General features: G+C 59.7%; 13 protein-coding genes. 6 read left to right on the top strand and 7 right to left on the bottom strand.

Annotated elements, in window-relative coordinates:
• Positions 1 to 48 precede the first annotated feature (48 nt).
• The 6 genes from BN2475_RS09165 to BN2475_RS09140 all read left to right on the top strand — a co-directional run bounded on the left by BN2475_RS09165 (position 49) and on the right by BN2475_RS09140 (position 8,027).
• Positions 49 to 1,074, top strand: a complete 1,026-nt coding sequence (locus BN2475_RS09165; RefSeq protein WP_094779222.1) for a LysR family transcriptional regulator — start codon at positions 49 to 51, stop codon at positions 1,072 to 1,074.
• Positions 1,075 to 2,271: 1,197 nt separating this feature from the next.
• Positions 2,272 to 2,772 (top strand): lecithin retinol acyltransferase family protein, encoded by a 501-nt coding sequence (locus BN2475_RS09160; protein WP_094779221.1) that lies wholly within the window; start codon positions 2,272 to 2,274, stop codon positions 2,770 to 2,772.
• Positions 2,773 to 2,862: 90 nt separating this feature from the next.
• On the top strand, positions 2,863 to 4,380 hold the full coding sequence (locus BN2475_RS09155; protein WP_094779220.1) for an efflux transporter outer membrane subunit: 1,518 nt from the start codon (positions 2,863 to 2,865) through the stop codon (positions 4,378 to 4,380).
• Positions 4,381 to 4,414: 34 nt separating this feature from the next.
• On the top strand, positions 4,415 to 5,728 hold the full coding sequence (locus tag BN2475_RS09150) for an HlyD/EmrA/EmrK family protein (RefSeq protein WP_094779219.1): 1,314 nt from the start codon (positions 4,415 to 4,417) through the stop codon (positions 5,726 to 5,728).
• Between the two features lie 105 nt (positions 5,729 to 5,833).
• Positions 5,834 to 7,384, top strand: coding sequence for a DHA2 family efflux MFS transporter permease subunit (locus BN2475_RS09145; protein ID WP_094779218.1), 1,551 nt, complete (start codon positions 5,834 to 5,836; stop codon positions 7,382 to 7,384).
• Between the two features lie 31 nt (positions 7,385 to 7,415).
• Positions 7,416 to 8,027, top strand: a complete 612-nt coding sequence (locus BN2475_RS09140; protein ID WP_094779217.1) for a YbhB/YbcL family Raf kinase inhibitor-like protein — start codon at positions 7,416 to 7,418, stop codon at positions 8,025 to 8,027.
• Between the two features lie 190 nt (positions 8,028 to 8,217).
• On the opposite strand, the gene BN2475_RS09135 is transcribed toward BN2475_RS09140, so the two are convergent.
• The 7 genes from BN2475_RS09135 to BN2475_RS09100 all read right to left on the bottom strand — a co-directional run bounded on the left by BN2475_RS09135 (position 8,218) and on the right by BN2475_RS09100 (position 14,790).
• Positions 8,218 to 8,733: an Ohr family peroxiredoxin gene (locus tag BN2475_RS09135; RefSeq protein WP_094779216.1), complete on the bottom strand. Its 516-nt coding sequence runs from the start codon at positions 8,731 to 8,733 to the stop codon at positions 8,218 to 8,220.
• Positions 8,730 to 8,972: a hypothetical protein gene (locus BN2475_RS36505; protein WP_174641905.1), complete on the bottom strand. Its 243-nt coding sequence runs from the start codon at positions 8,970 to 8,972 to the stop codon at positions 8,730 to 8,732. The genes BN2475_RS09135 and BN2475_RS36505 overlap by 4 nt, the downstream gene beginning before the upstream one ends.
• Positions 8,973 to 9,202: 230 nt before the next feature.
• Complete coding sequence (locus tag BN2475_RS09125; protein WP_094779215.1) at positions 9,203 to 10,228, bottom strand: LysR family transcriptional regulator; 1,026 nt, start codon at positions 10,226 to 10,228, stop codon at positions 9,203 to 9,205.
• A 422-nt stretch (positions 10,229 to 10,650) separates the two neighbouring features.
• Positions 10,651 to 11,655, bottom strand: a complete 1,005-nt coding sequence (locus tag BN2475_RS09120) for a DedA family protein/thiosulfate sulfurtransferase GlpE (RefSeq protein WP_094779214.1) — start codon at positions 11,653 to 11,655, stop codon at positions 10,651 to 10,653.
• Positions 11,656 to 11,933: 278 nt separating this feature from the next.
• Positions 11,934 to 13,202, bottom strand: coding sequence for a DUF3734 domain-containing protein (locus BN2475_RS09110; protein WP_094779212.1), 1,269 nt, complete (start codon positions 13,200 to 13,202; stop codon positions 11,934 to 11,936).
• Positions 13,203 to 13,212: 10 nt separating this feature from the next.
• Complete coding sequence (locus BN2475_RS09105; protein WP_094779211.1) at positions 13,213 to 13,995, bottom strand: 3-hydroxybutyrate dehydrogenase; 783 nt, start codon at positions 13,993 to 13,995, stop codon at positions 13,213 to 13,215.
• Positions 13,996 to 14,010: 15 nt separating this feature from the next.
• The gene (locus BN2475_RS09100) at positions 14,011 to 14,790 is read right to left on the bottom strand and encodes an acetoacetate decarboxylase (protein WP_094779210.1); all 780 of its coding nucleotides are present in this window, start codon (positions 14,788 to 14,790) and stop codon (positions 14,011 to 14,013) included.
• Positions 14,791 to 15,477 lie beyond the last annotated feature (687 nt).

Genomic DNA, 15,477 nt, shown 5'->3' with positions numbered 1-15,477 from the left:
GCGCCTCGGAGAGCTCACCCGTTCATGCGTCAGTAGTGAGGGCCGTCAATGGATCAATCGGATACATCGCCGCGAGGCTTTCGCGTTGGCTTGCCCAATAGCGCTGACGCCTTGTCGACCTGTTTTGCGACGAGCTACGCAGGGATCATCGCGTTCATGGCGGTCGCGACCGAGGGAAGCTTCGCCAAAGCCGGGGAACGATTGGGGATCGGACGCTCGGCTGTCTGTCGAAATGTTCAGAAGCTTGAAACACAGCTAAGCACTCGCCTTTTTCTCCGAACGACAAGGTCAACAAACCTGACACAGGAGGGCGAGAGGTTCTTCGAGAACTGCAACCAGGGCGTGACCCATATCGTCGAGGCAATGAACGACATGCTGGATCTCCGCCAAGGTCCACCTCGTGGCTTCCTTCGGGTCCGCTCGACAGTTGGATTTGGACGCAAAGTAATCGCTCCGCTGCTTTTCAGGTTCTCCGAGGCCTACCCCGATATCGCAGTCGACCTGCTTCTGGATGACAGGCCAGCCGATTTCGCTGCAGAACAGATCGATGTCGCGTTTCGCGATGGGTGCATCGAGGATTCCAGCATCATTGCAAAACAGTTGATTCCAATGCAGATGGTACTCTGCGCGTCCCGTACCTATGCCGAAGAGCGAGGACTGCCATCTACGCTGGAAGATCTGAGGCAGCACAACTGTATCAACTTGAGATCGAACGGTCGCGTCTTTGAGTGGGATTTCAAGGTCGACGGCCATATGCGAAAGTATCTGCCGACCGCCAGATTGGCTTTCAATGATGCAGACCTGGTATTGCAGGCAGTCCTGGAAGGTCGCGGAATCGCCCAGATGCCGGGCTATCAGATATGTGATTACATCGCGCGCAATGAACTCGTCATGGCCTTAAAGCGGTATGTGCCGGACGACCGGGGCCACTATATCTGCTATCTCTGCCGACAGAATTTGCCGTCACGCATTCGCGTGTTTGTCGATTTCATGACGGAGGAGATTCGGGCGCTCAACCCGTTTTGCCTGGGAGAATTCAATCTGGACTATTTGGAAAGCGGGCGTGAAGCGTGAAGCGGTTCACGGGCCCCATAGGTGGTGCGGTCGCATTGTCGATATGCATCGCGGTCACAAACCCCACCCACATTGCACAAAAATATTGACGGCGATGATGACCGGCTGGGGGCTTCAATCACTTTCCTCCTCAAAGAGCCATCATGGTCGACGAAATCGTACATATCCCGGCCCGCTCTGGAACCCTTGTGCGCTCTTCAAATGCTGCGTTTAAGGCCACCGTGCTCATATATCGTGGCGCTGCCTCAATTACAAACGTAGCCGCCTCAATTCCGTCAAGCGCGCACACGTCGAATGGACATTGCCGTCCGACAGCACCGCGTGCTCGGCATCCATCATCTAGTTTGCAAATCGGTCCATCAATTTGTGTGTGCACGCCCAGCCGGTCAGCTTCGGCGAGCTGAGTAACCGGTTCGAACCAGGTCTCAGTACCCACGTGGCGTTGCTCTCATTGGTTTTCGCCATCGTCTGCTCGAGCTTCCTCACGGATTTTTGTTGGCCATGCTTATTGTTGAGCGGAAGCGCAAACAACACAAATTGGCCGATACTCTCCTTTCAAGCGCGTCGCTGGTGGAAGGCTGCTCAGCCTCACCAGCTTCGGGAGCGGTACCGTGGCGGCGCTTATTGGTGTCTACGCGGCAACAGTGAGTGTTCTGATGCGTATCTACCGAGGTCGGGACTCGGCGCCTACTATTCCAACATGGCTTCGCGATTGACTCGACTGCGTTGACAGGTCGTTGAGGTCGTTAGTGGAGGGCGTCATGTTTCGTCTCGGACCCCTGTCGGTGTTTGTAGGCTGGATCATGCTATCTGCGATCAGTGTGGGGCTTGCAATTGCTGTCTCGTTCAGCGGTATTTTCTGAGTCTGATATCTGCCTCCCAGGCGCGATCTTCCATAGCCAGCGAGCATGAGGACTGAAAGACGCGGCTCGCAAGCGGACATCCAACTGGATTAGCAATCCGCATGGGTGTGATTGAGGCGACCGCGCCGCTCCATCTTCCTGGCCGCCCATTTGTCGGCGGCGGGTGAATGTAAATCCACTGTGATGAAGTGGCCACTTTTCCTGAGGGGAGCCTCCTCGGAAGGACTCGCTTTGCCTTCGGCCCCGGGGACGGGGAGTGGCTATTCGGTGTGCTTATGAAAGAGGTCGGCCGGTGGCACTGAACTCATCACGGCTATGACATTGGTAGCTCGCCATGGAAACTCCATACGTTGATTGGCTCGCAACTTCGCCGGCGTTGACCAGCACAGAACGCGTCATCGCAGTTGGTGCCCATCTTGTTAGTGAGCGGGAAGGCTACACACACCACGGAATTTATGCGGGGAATGGGCAGGTTATTCACTATGGGGGCTTTCATCATTCCGCGAAGCGGCGTCCCGTTGAATATATTCCGCTGCACGCTTTTGCAGTAGGAAAGGGAATAAAAGTTCAGTCTGAACCAGAGGCCATTTATATCGGAACTGATGCCGTGGAGAGAGCCAGAGCTCGCCTCGGCGAAGACCAATATCGGTTGCTGACCAATAACTGCGAACACTTCTGCACATGGTGTGTACTAGGCGTCGGGCGTAGTGAACAGGTACGCAGGTGCTTAAGGAATCCGTGGACAGGTATCAAGACGCTCCTTGCGCTGGCGAGGACGGAATGCATGCCCCCCATGACCGCGCGAAGCCGACTCGTCGGGACAGTCGCTGTTTAGGCCGCACTGCGTGTCGTCGAGGTCGCACCAGATGTGCATCGCGATTCTCTACGAAGAACTCTTTTACTCAACGATCTGATAGGTCAGAAAATGAACATTCAGTCACACACGGAACAGCGCGTATCACGCGCGCTGAAGCTGGGTGTCTCGGCGATGTTGGCGGCCGTGCTGTCGGCGTGCGTGAACTACGCCGGCATTCACAGCGACGCGAAAACGGCCGATCCGAAGCAGTATGCGACGCGGCAAAGCCTTCCCGCTGAACAAGGTCATTGGCCCAGCGCCAATTGGGCTGACCAGTTCGGCGACGCTCAACTGAAGGCGCTGATCGACGAAGCGTTGCAGAGCAGCCCGACGCTCGACCAGGCGCATGCCCGCGTTGCGGCCGCATCGGCCTACAGCGAAACGGCGAAGGCGAGCACGATGCCGCGCGTCGATGCAAGCTATTCGCTCACGCGCCAACAGTTCTCGAACACAACATTTATACCGCCTCCATTTGGCGGCTCGTGGCAGACGGAGAACAAGGGCCTGCTGAGCGCTTCCTATGACCTCGACCTGTGGGGCAAGAACCGTGAAGCGCTCAAAGCGGCAATCTCGCAACTTCAGGCGAGCGAGGCGGACGCGGAAATCGTCAAGCTGACTCTGACGACGTCGATTGCCCGCACGTACAACCAACTCGCGCGTCTGTATGCGTTGCGCGATATCGCACAACAGGAAATCACGCAGCGCGAGCAGATCGACCGTATTACTGCGGGCCGCATCGCGACGGGCCTGGAAACGGAAGTCGAACGCAAGACCGCACAGGCCAATCTTGCAACGAGCCGCGCCACGCTGAAATCGTTCGATGGGCAGATCCTCACGACGCGTTATCAGATCGCCGCGCTGCTCGGCGCGGGTCCCGACCGTGGCCTGCATATCGCACGGCCGACGCTTGGTATTGGCGACGAGGTGCGTCTGCCCAACAACCTGCCCGCCGATCTCGTAAGCCGCCGCCCAGAGATCGTCGCTGCGCGTTGGCGCGTCGACGCGATGACGCAAGGCGTGAAGGAAGCGAAGGCCGAGTTTTATCCCGACATCAACCTGAGCGCCGCAATCGGGTTCGACGCTTTCGGCTTCGGCCGCTTTCTGACGGCGGCGAGCCGCACGGCATCGGCCGGTCCGGCAATCCACCTGCCGATCTTTGACGCAGGCGAACTGCGTGCGCAACTGAAGGGCCGCTATGCCGATTTCGACTATGCCGTCGCGACCTACAACCAGGCTCTCGTGACAGCGTTGAGCGAAGTCGCAACGCAACTCGCCGACGTGCGTTCGACCGATGCGCAGCTTGTCGATGCGCAGACCGCGCAGGACGCCGCCCGCAAAGCCGCCGAACTCGCGCTTGTGCAATACAAGGCCGGTCTCACGAATCAACTGACCGTATTGAATGCCGACGTTAACGCGCTTTCCGCCAATCAGAGCGTCGCGAATTTGCACATGAACCGCCTCGACCAGCAGATTGCACTGGCTTCTGCGCTGGGCGGCGGTTTCGTCGACACGTCGAACGCAGACTCTGCAGCAGCGCCGCGCGCCGACGCGTCCGCACCCAACACGCCTGTCGTCGCCGCGCGCTGAGCGGCTGCCTACCGAATCTGTCTGGAGACTTGAAATGAGCGAAATCGATGCAACGGAGCGCCAGGAAACCCAAGCGGCAGGCGCGAAACATGATGCGGCACAGACGAAAGTTTCTGTTGCAAGCGAACCCAACACACGCAAGCGCAAGGCGCTGCTCGCGCTGCTCGGCGTGGCTGTCGTCGTGTCGGCGGCGGCTTATGGCGCGTATTACATGACCTATGCGCGCTACCATGAATCCACCGACGATGCGTACGTCAGCGGCAACCTCGTGCAGCTGACGCCGCAGGTGGCGGGCACCGTCGTTGCCGTGAATGCCGACGATACGCAGATCGTCAAGGCGGGCGACCGCGTCGTTACGCTCGACAACGCCGACGCGAAAATCGCACTCGGCAACGCCGAAGCGACGCTCGGGCAGACCGTGCGGCAGGTGAGCAGCCTGTATGTGAACAACGATTTCTATGCAGCGAACGTCACGCAGAAGCAGTCCGATCTGGCCCGCGCGCAGGACGATCTGCACCGCCGCCAGGCCGTCGCCGATACGGGGGCGGTGTCGGCCGAAGACATCGCGCACGCTCGCGACACCGTGACGGCCGCGCGGGCCGCGCTCGACGCCGCGCGTCAACAGGCGCAAGCCAACCGTGCGTTGACCGACCGCACGACGATCGAACAGCACCCGAACGTGCAAGCCGCCGCGTCGAGGGTGCGCGATGCGTATCTCGCGTATGCGCGCAACACGTTGCCCGCGCCCGTCACAGGCTATGTCGCGAAGCGTTCGGTGCAGGTCGGCCAGCGGGTGTCGCCGGGTACGCCTTTGATGGCGATCGTGCCACTCGATGGCGTGTGGGTCGATGCGAACTACAAGGAAAGTCAGTTGCGCAGCATGCGTATCGGTCAACCCGTCACGCTGACGGCCGATGTGTATGGCGGGAAGGTGAAGTATCACGGCCGCGTCGTGGGCTTCTCTGCGGGCACTGGCAGCGCATTCGCGAGCTTGCCGGCGCAGAACGCGACGGGAAACTGGATCAAGATCGTTCAGCGTCTGCCAGCACGTATCCAGCTCGATCAGAAGGAACTCGAAGCGCATCCTCTGCGCATCGGCCTGTCGATGGATGTCGATGTGGATACGCGCAACAACACCGGCCCGCAGCTCGGCGCGGCGATGAACACGTCGTATCGCACCGATGTGTTTGCCGAATACGGCGCGCAGGCAGATGCCGAGATCGAGAAGATCATCGCGCAGAACATTGTCCCTTTGCATGCTGGGTCCACGGGCAACGTCGTATCGTCGGTACCTTCCGCAAAGCGCGACGCAAGCGACAAGAGTGGCGCTAAACAGCGAGCAGGTTAAATCGCATCCCGGGGCGCACCTCGTGGCCGCGCCCTGGTTTATTCAATAGTCTGACAGGCCGGATCAATGCGCCGGATCTGTCGATAACTTCAGACTGGAAGCGAGATGAATTCCTCGACGCAACTTGCACCGCCTCCGTTGACAGGCGGAAAGCTGGTTCTCGCGACAATCGCCGTCGCGCTCGCGACGTTTATGAACGTACTCGATTCGTCTATTGCCAACGTTGCGATTCCAACCATCTCGGGCAACCTCGGCGTATCCGTCGACGAAGGCACATGGGTGATCACGCTCTTCTCGGCAGCGAATGCCGTCGCGATTCCACTGACGGGCTGGCTCACGCAGCGCGTCGGTCAGATCAAGCTGTTCGTGGCTGCAATCGTGCTATTCGTGTTCTCCTCGTGGCTGTGCGGCGTCGCGCCGAACCTGATCGTGCTACTCGCTGCGCGCGTATTGCAGGGAGCCGTCGCGGGCCCGCTGATTCCTCTCTCGCAGGCGATTCTGCTCGGCTCGTATCCGAAGGAAAGAAGTTCGACGGCGCTGTCGCTGTGGGCGATGACGGCGACGGTCGGACCGATTGCAGGTCCTGCGCTGGGCGGCTGGATCACCGACAGCTATAGCTGGTCGTGGATCTTCTATATCAACATTCCCGTGGGTCTGTTTGCCGCGGCCGTGACGTGGATGATCTACCGCGACCGCGAGACGCCGGCGCGCAAACTGCCCATCGACAAGGTTGGCCTGATGTCACTCGTCGTGTGGGTCGCGTCGCTGCAAATCATGCTCGACAAGGGCAAGGATCTCGACTGGTTCAGCTCTCCCGTGATCTGCATTCTTGCGATCGTCGCGGCGATCAGCTTCCTGTTCTTCCTCATCTGGGAGTTCACGGAGAAGAACCCGATTGTCGATCTTCGCCTCTTCGCAGGACGCAATTTCCGCGGCGGCACGATTGCGATCTCGGTCTCGTATGCGGTGTTTTTCTCGAACCTCGTGATCTTGCCGCAGTGGATCCAGGGCTATCTCGGCTATCGTTCGGTGGATGCGGGTCTCGTGACCGCGCCGCTTGGGATTTTCGCCGTGCTGCTCGCACCCGTGATGGCGAAGATTATGCCGAAGTCCGATGCACGGGTGCTCGCGACGCTGGCCTTCCTCGGCTTTGCAGGCGTGTTCTTCATGCGCTCGCACTACACGACGGGCGTCGACCCTTATACGCTGGTGCTGCCAACGCTGTTGCAAGGCATTCCCATGGCGCTCTTTTTTACCCCCCTTACCGCAATCGTCCTGTCAGGGCTGTCACCCGACAAGATTCCGGCGGCCGCCGGCCTGTCCAACTTCGTGCGCGTGTTCGCGGGCGGCGTCGGCACGTCATTGATCTCGACGGGCTGGAACGACCGCACTATCCTGCATCATGCGCAACTCGCCGAACAGTCGGACGTGACCAACCCTGACTACATGAGCGCCATCGCGAACCTCCATGCGACGCTCGGCGGCGGCATGGACCAGGCCGCCGCATTTTTCGAACGCTCGCTGAATGCGCAGGCTGCGATGCTCGGGCTGAACGACATTTTCTGGCTATCATCAATGATCTTCATTGTGATCATTCCGCTGGTCTGGCTCACTAAGCCCGGCAAGGGCGGCGGTGGGGCGGCGGGTGCTCACTGAGTAAGACCACTTCACATACGCGAGGAATTCAATGAAGCTACTGTGCGGTCTTTTGTCTGCCACAAGTCTGTCCATCCTTCTGGCTGCGTCGGCCGTTGCGCAGCCGCCGACCGACTTCAAGCTCTCGAGCCCCGACATTGCTCCGGGCGGCAAGATCGATAACAAATTCGTGCTCAACGCTTTCGGTTGTACCGGTGGAAACGTGTCACCCGCACTTGTCTGGAAAAATGCGCCGGCGGGGACGCGGTCGTTCGCACTACAGGTATACGACCCGGATGCGCCGACCGGTAGCGGTTGGTGGCACTGGACGGTCTACAACATTCCCGCAGCCGCTGCACAACTGCCGCGAGGTGCCGGCAACGATCCGTCCCGTTTGCCCGTCGGCGCCAATCCTGGCATGAACGACTTCCAGGACACTGGCGCGGCAGGAGCTAACGGCAACTATGGTGGCCCCTGCCCGCCGGTGGGCGACAAGCCCCACCGTTATATCTTTACGCTGTATGCATTGTCGGTCGACGATCTCTACGCCGCAGCGGGCATTCCAAAGACGGGCACCGCGGCCCTACATGGTTTTGCACTGAACAAGGCGTTGGGTGACAAGGTGCTCGGCAAGGCGTCTTTTGCTGCCTACTATGGCCGGTAACGTACGGCCAGACGACCGACCGGGCACGGTCGCGGTGACGGAGGAGCGCCCCTCGCGGGCGCGTCACACGCAGTTGGCAACGAGAGTTTCAGTCGTTCATGTCGGTTAGCTCATCATAGCGGACCGCCTTACTGCGACAGGACCGATTTCGTTCATGTTCAGGTTTCCTCAAGACGTCAGGCACGCGGCGTTATGAGTTGCTGTCGTCGTCCGGTGGCATAAGCGCGACGACGTTCTCAATTCCATGCCGTGCCATCTTGGTGTAAGGACAAAAGCGTTCCGTGTTGCGCACCAGTTCCCCTGCGACGGCGCGCTCGACACCGGGCAAACGGACACGGGTGTGCGCCGTCAGCTTGAACAAGCCATCGATCGGGTCGCGGCCGAAGTCGACCGTGACGTGCACGGAGGCGCCGGGAATCGGAATGCCCGACCGGGCCGCAAGCAGACTCATCGCGCCATGAAAGCATGCTGCGTAGCCCGCTGCGAATAGCTGCTCCGGATTGGTGCCGCCGCCAGGGCCGCCTAGTGCCTCCGGTATTCGCAGGTCGACTACGAGCTGGCCGTCCTCGGAGCGGGCAATGCCCGACGCGCGTCCGTGACCCGCGTCGCCGCCTGTTACGGTGACGGTGGTTGAATACAGCGTTTGCGCGTCTTGCCCGTAATACTTGTCGAGCAATGTCAGCGGCGGTGGACGCAATGTTGTCATGGTGTGCCTCGTGGATGCTTGCCGCTTATCGCGCGGCGTGCGTCTCTTTTAACGACGTCGAAGTTCACGGTGCCAAGACGTGCATTGGTGACCGTCAGTGCTTCCTTCAGGCCTTCGCCCGTCATTGCGTTGACACCCGATGTGGGCGAGGCCGCAACAACGGCGTGACCGCGTGCGCGCAAGTCCGTGGCGACTTTACCGCCGGTGAGTTCCGTGCGACAAATCACGACAATTCTCACGATGTCTCTCCATGAGCACGTGCGCGGCTGTCAAACCGCTGGCAATTTTTAGAATCCGGCTTGCATCAGATTGCGTATGTACTTTGCGGTGTTTCGCCGGAGGCCGCGATTGGCGCGCCGTCTGTACAGGAAGCATCTTAGGCGTGCGCTACGTCATGCGGTAGGGCCGCCGAGGGATCCGCTGTGTTGCATCAGAAACATCAGTCAACGCAGCGTCGTTCTGAGGGAGATCATTCGACGGACGATAACGTCGTCATCGTCGTCAGACACTGCAGATCGAGTGCTCTCGTGTGCTCGGTCATGTAGTCGATGAACACACGGATCCGGGCCGGAAGATGCTTGCGGCTGAGATAGCAGAGGTAGTGACCACCGTCTTCGGGTGCATGCTGCGCGAGGCAGCGCAGGAGCTGCCCGTTGCCAAGCAGATCGCAAACCTCATAGGCCGGCAACTGCGCGATGCCCACCCCATCGAGCACCGCCTGCAGGATCAGATCCTCGTCGTTGAACGTATGCAACGCGACAGGCTGGCGCCGCTGCACGAGACCGTCGACCTTGAATTCCCACGCCCGGACGCGGCCAGACGCCGTCCGGAAGTTGATGCAGCGATGATCCGCCAGTTCATCGACATGCCGGGGCATGCCGTGAATTCGCGCATAGGCGGGCGACGCACAGACGATCATCTGCATCGGAATCAGCTGCCGCGCTACGATTCCGCTGTCCTCCATGCGTCCGTCGCGAAACGATACGTCGACGCGATCGGCAGTGAAGTCGGCGGGGCGATCGTTCAGCAACAGTTCCAGAGCGATCTCGGGATATTGCGTGTGAAAGCCTCGCAGCAGCGGCGCGACAATCTTGCGGCCAAAGCCGGGCGTCGAGCCGATGAGCAGATGGCCGCGCGGCGGCCCGTTGCGCAGCTCCCGCATGTCTTCCAGCGCCTGGGTGATGCGCTCCATACCCGGCTGACAGTTCTCATAGAAGAGTTCGCCCTCGCGCGTCAGCGACGTGCTGCGAGTCGTGCGCAGGAAGAGACGCGTGTTGAGCTGCGCCTCGAGTTTCTGCACATTGCGGCTAACCGAGGAACGACCAATGCCGAGGCGATCGCCAGCACGGGCAAAGCTGCCTTCGCTGGCAACGGCCAGAAAAGAAACGACGCCAGCGTAACTGGTCGCAAATCTGCTTGCAAACGGATCGTCGGCGCCAGCGGCGGGGCAGCGTGAAGGGAAAGCTGAGATGGGGGCGCGGGTCGGGGAGTCCATGCTAGGCCAGACGTGTCAGCACTGCCATTTGTGACATCGTGCGCTGTTTTTTTTGGGGCGGTGGATGTGTGGGCGTGCTGACGGCGTTACTTTCCCGGTACGAGGAGTGGCCAAAGTTTTCGATTGGTCAATGGGCCGGAGATGGTTGAACGCGGTCGTCCGTGGATTCTTGTGGCGTCGAAGCGACAGATTTGACTCCGGTACAGGTCGGGAAAGTCAAGCAACAGGAGCGGGCTCGCATTCTGAGGGAGCGGCGTGCCTGACGAAGTCCCGGCGTGGATCGTTGCCGTGGTAACACCGGGCGGATGGATAGCAGGGCAGGTCACCCCGTGGAAGGTGGCCTCGGCATTAGCTAACGGATCGTCATTCTGGAATGACCATCGCCGCCAGAGCGCCTCGCGTGGGCCGGTTGACGCCTGTAATCAATGCGCGAAAAGTTTTCTCTCTTCTTCACTGATTGCAGCGTCGCTCATCGCTATTATCGGCTCGACGTCGAAGCCCGCCACACGCCATGCATCGATACCGCCTGTAAGCGGCAATGCAAGCTTGACGCCGGCCAGTCGCAACCGCTTGGCCATCCACGCAGCAGAGACTTCGTTTGGACATGAACAATAGATGACGAGCGTCCGGTTCGCCCCGTAGCGCTCCACGATCTGCGGCAGTTTCCGTTCATCGGCAAATACGGCGCCTGGAATGACAAACGGATCGAGCATTCTCCGCTCGGCGGAGCGGATATCGAACAGGAGTGGCCGCGGATTGCTCGCGAGCAACGCATGCAATTCGTCCACGCTGATCCGCGCCTTTTCGAGCGCTTTTGCCAGCATGATTCTGCGGCAGTATCGATACAACACGTAAAGCACCAGTGCGATGCCGATCACGATCAACGCCTGCCAGCCGAGATGGGAGATAAGTACGAAAACCACGTCGATCTGCAACGCGAATAGCGCACCGATAGCCAGCCCAACGGATGCCCACAGCGCAACGCCCGCGCAATCATGCAAGACAAAGGAGCGCAACCTGACCGCCATCGCACCGCACAGCGGCACGGCAACGAGCGACAAGCCTGGTACGAAGCGCGCAACGACCAGCACGCGCACTCCCCAGCGCCCAAAGAAGCGCTCCGTCTTCCTGACGCACGTTTCACGCGAGAGCGACAGTTTGCAAACGGTATGGAGCGTGCGCTCGCCGTATCGTTTGCCACCCTGAAACCAGACCAGGTCGCCCAGCACACCGCCAATCACAGCGGAGCCTAGTATCGTCGCGAAATGAAACAACGTCGATGACGCAATGTGTATGGCGAGCGCAGTGCCTGCTCCAACGGTGATCAATGTCGGTAAGACAGGCAAGGGCAGGCCAAGCGAGGAACCAGGCACATTCAGGAATACGACTAACATTCCGTACCGCGCGATCAATTCATGGGACATCATGGTGCTCTCCTTGTGGCTTGCATGTACCCGTCTTGAAGATCGTTCATCGCGCCACCTGAACCGGGCCGCCCAACGCTTGCCCCGCCCTGACCGCCGTATTGACGCTGCAGCAACGAAGAACGCCATCGTCCGACCACAACTCGCTGCAACGCCAATACATAAACAATGCGGCAATCTGCATGTCGCTGAAGTAGCCCTGCAAGCTCGGCCACACTGCGTCAGGAACAGACTGCCGGACCATAGCCACAAGATGTTCGGCCCAGGAAAGCACCGCTTTCTCACACGGAGAACGGTTCTTCTTCTGGCAAGCGTTTCGATGGCGGCAAAGCTTCCTTGCCCAGCCCGGCGATTTCGTTGACCTCCTGTCGATAGCGGTGCACGTCCCGCGTGACGAAACCGATTTCGCGGCTCGGGATATCGAACCACTCGGGGTGTCCGAACGAACGGCGAATATCCTCGAGGCCGCTCGCCCAATGCTCGCGCATCGTATCCTTGCTGAATTCATAATCCTTGTAGTGCCCCTCGAACGATTTGTTCTTGTAGATCAGGTGCACGACATTCACCGCACTGCCATCCGCTGTTTTCTGCGCCTCCCGCAACAACGGGTGCGCAAGCCGCACTTTTTCGGGAATGTGTTCGAGCAGCGCCTTGATCATCTGCGCGTGTTTCTGGTTCTGCGACATGAACGCGGTGATCGCTCGCGTACGGCTTGAATATTGAATGTCCTTGGTGCGCTCGCTGACGTCGAGGAAGTCGCTTGGCAGCTTGCCTCGCGAGCTCCACAAGTCGATCTGGAAGACGAGTGTGTCCTTATGCTGGCTCTCCTTGATGATCTCGGTAAGTGGCGTGTTGGAAACCAGCCCGCCGTCCCAGTAGAATTCTCCATCGATCTCGACGGCCGGAAATCCCGGTGGCAGCGCGCCGGATGCGATGAAATGCTCCGGTGCCAGACGCATTGTCGAATTGTCGAAGTAGACGAGATTGCCCGTTCGCACATTGACCGCCCCAACGGATACGCGAATGTTCCCGTCATTGATGCGATCGAAGTTTGCGTACTGCAAAAGCGTTTTGCGCAATGCCGACGTGTCGTAATAGCTGACCTGGTCAGGACGTTTCCTGCCGAGCCCTGCGAGAGGCATAGGCGTGCGCGGGGAGAAGAACCCGTCCTGACCTTCCACCAGCGTGCGCGTCGCAGCCCATGCGCTCGACCACCTGCGCCCCATATCTTCAAGCCCCGGCCACGCTGGAATGCGCGCACCGACATGTGAGAAGAAATCCGCAGGCTGACTGATCGTGTTCCAGAAGCCGCGCAGTGCCTCCACCCGGTCCGCAGGCGCATTGCCGGCGATGATCGCCGTGTTCAGCGCGCCGATTGATACCCCGGATATTCGCGTCGGTTCCACGCCGACTTCGGCCATGCCTTCATATACGCCGGCCTGATATGAGCCCAGTGCGCCGCCACCCTGCAGCACGAGTCCGATTTCGTCGTAGGCGGGGAGCTTGATGCGATGGGGATGCAGCAGCTTGTTACGCTGGCTCGGATACATTGTCGTCTCCTTACTGCATGAACCAGCCGTGGCTGACCACAATCGATTGTCCGGTGAGCGCGTTCGACTCGAAGCCGGCGAGGAATGCAACCGTGTTCGCGACATCGGCTAGCGACGTGAATTCGCCGTCGACCGTCTCCTTTAACATTACGTCCTTCACGACCTGCTGCTCGGAGATTCCCAAGGCTTTCGCCTGCTCGGGGATCTGCTTGTTGACCAGCGGGGTTCTGACGAAGCCCGGACACACGACATTGGCGCGCACTCCACGCGGTCCGCCTTCTTTCGCGACGACCCGTGCGAGACCGAGCAGCCCGTGCTTCGCGGTCACATACGCTGACTTGAGCTGCGACGCCTCGTGCGAGTGCACCGAGCCCATGTAGATCACAGCGCCACCTTTGTTCGACGCGTACATATGCTTGATGACGGCCTTGGTCGTCAGGAACGCACCATCGAGGTGAATGGCCAGCATCTTCTTCCAGTCGGAAAATGCGTAGTCCTCGATCCGGTTGACGATCTGGATGCCTGCATTCGACACGAGCACGTCGATGCCGCCCAGCTGGTTTACCGTGTCGGCCACACCCGCATTGACCGCTTCTTCGCTGGTTACGTCCATCGCAACGGCGACCGCTTTCCCGTCATTAGCAACGATATCTTCAGCGACATTTTGAGCGTTCGCGAGATTCAGATCCGCAATCACGACCGTCGCGCCGTCTGACGCGAGCTTGCGTGCACACTGCTCGCCAATACCGCTTGCTGCACCCGTAACGAGCGCGACCTTATCATTCAATGCCATACGTCCTCCGAGAGCTTACTGGTTGACTGCGAGTTTCAACGACTCGGCAGGGGCGAGATAGTCATAGACCACTTCGCCGACATCGAGCGTGAGATTTGCAATGATGTGGCGTGCGCCGATCACCTTGCGAACCGGTAGATCTGCAACTGATGCGAGTGCGTGCGGATGCAGCTCAAGTGCTGCAGGCCCCTCCCACGCACCTATCACATCGACATCGCGCAGGAAGAAGCGCACCAGTTCGCAAATGCGGACCGAGCCATCGACGTGCGGAATGACCTTGAGCAGATAGTTGGGCGTGTCGGTGAGCTTGCGGCGCTCGGCCGCCGTCTCGAGTGCGCGATACTTGTAGCCCATCGTTCCGGTGGCGATGCGCTGCGTTCCGTAGTCGAGCGTGCCGAGCAGCGTGTCCTTGCCATCGACGCAGAGCTTCGGCGAAGCCAGCTTTTTGGGAAACCCCCAGATTTCGCGTCCGCCCGCGATCGGGCCTTCGTCGTCCAGGTACATCGCGTGCGTGAAGTTGGCGCGATTGCCGTCCTCATCTCGCACCGAAATCACCTGGCCGCTTTCCGTGTAGTCACCGAACCCCGACGAATCGGGCATGCGGATAAACTCGTAGTGGACGATTGCGTTGTCGACCGTCAGCGGTTCCGGAACGACGGCCTTAAGCGCATCCATGTCCGTTTCATACGAGATGATGAAGTATTCCCGATTGATGAAGCGGAAGGGCGGGCGTGGATACGCCGGATTGTGCACGGGCATCGCAAACGCGTTGTTGCGGATATCTTCTTCTGTCACGGATCGTTCCTCGGATGGTGAGGGGTTGCGTAACGCGCATCGCAACAGCTTTTGCTGCCGCGGCCAATGACGTGCGCGCGCAAGGCAGTGAAGACTTGCTGTGCGCGTTTGCACGTTTCTTTTACAGTGTTGTGTTTCACGGCTTACATCAGGCAGCGTATGCCGTCACCGTCAGGACAAAGCGTAAGCGTGCTCGTCTTGCGGCAGTAGCCCTGCAAAGGAGCTCACCGTGTTGTCTCTGCGACAACAATGAACGGCAGAGGGGCAGGTGCAAAGCGTGTTGCGCTTGGTGGTATTTCTGGTGGTATGTTTTTCCGCGTAGAACCGCAGATGCCTGTTGGTGAAGGATGACGCGGCAGTATTCGAGTCCGGTCCCCGCACCACTTCCCCACAGCCCCCAAAAAGCCCCCCGCACGGCCCGCTGAGATCGAGCGGCCAACCATTCAAGAAAAGGCGCACGGTGACACCGCCCGCTATTGGTCGTTGATCTCACCGTAGACCCGGTGCAATAGCCTGAAAAGCCGGATACGCAGTGATGAAATCCGCCAAAAAAAGCGGCCCGCTTGAGAGGCGGGCCGATACGAAGCGCCAGGAAACCGCGCCACAAGAGAGAGCGCGAGCAAATCAAGCCTAGGGAAACGCTGATTAATGAATCTCGGCGGTCATCGCTGACGCAGCCGAGGACGT

The sequence above is a fragment of the Paraburkholderia ribeironis genome, from assembly GCF_900019265.1.
Classification (GTDB): Bacteria; Pseudomonadota; Gammaproteobacteria; order Burkholderiales; family Burkholderiaceae; genus Paraburkholderia; species Paraburkholderia ribeironis.
Note: the sequence above shows the minus strand (reverse complement) of the source record. Positions and strands in the feature narration are given on the sequence as shown.

Bases quoted from the DNA above. Each gene is read 5' to 3' on its own strand.
- BN2475_RS09145 (WP_094779218.1), top strand. From the start codon at position 5,834: ATGAATTCCTCGACGCAACTTGCACCGCCTCCGTTGACAGGCGGAAAG.
- BN2475_RS09155 (WP_094779220.1), top strand. From the start codon at position 2,863: ATGAACATTCAGTCACACACGGAACAGCGCGTATCACGCGCGCTGAAG.
- BN2475_RS09120 (WP_094779214.1), bottom strand. From the start codon at position 11,655: ATGATGTCCCATGAATTGATCGCGCGGTACGGAATGTTAGTCGTATTC.
- BN2475_RS09140 (WP_094779217.1), top strand. From the start codon at position 7,416: ATGAAGCTACTGTGCGGTCTTTTGTCTGCCACAAGTCTGTCCATCCTT.
- BN2475_RS09150 (WP_094779219.1), top strand. From the start codon at position 4,415: ATGAGCGAAATCGATGCAACGGAGCGCCAGGAAACCCAAGCGGCAGGC.
- BN2475_RS09110 (WP_094779212.1), bottom strand. From the start codon at position 13,202: ATGTATCCGAGCCAGCGTAACAAGCTGCTGCATCCCCATCGCATCAAG.
- BN2475_RS09165 (WP_094779222.1), top strand. From the start codon at position 49: ATGGATCAATCGGATACATCGCCGCGAGGCTTTCGCGTTGGCTTGCCC.
- BN2475_RS09105 (WP_094779211.1), bottom strand. From the start codon at position 13,995: ATGGCATTGAATGATAAGGTCGCGCTCGTTACGGGTGCAGCAAGCGGT.
- BN2475_RS09135 (WP_094779216.1), bottom strand. From the start codon at position 8,733: ATGACAACATTGCGTCCACCGCCGCTGACATTGCTCGACAAGTATTAC.
- BN2475_RS09160 (WP_094779221.1), top strand. From the start codon at position 2,272: ATGGAAACTCCATACGTTGATTGGCTCGCAACTTCGCCGGCGTTGACC.
- BN2475_RS09125 (WP_094779215.1), bottom strand. From the start codon at position 10,228: ATGGACTCCCCGACCCGCGCCCCCATCTCAGCTTTCCCTTCACGCTGC.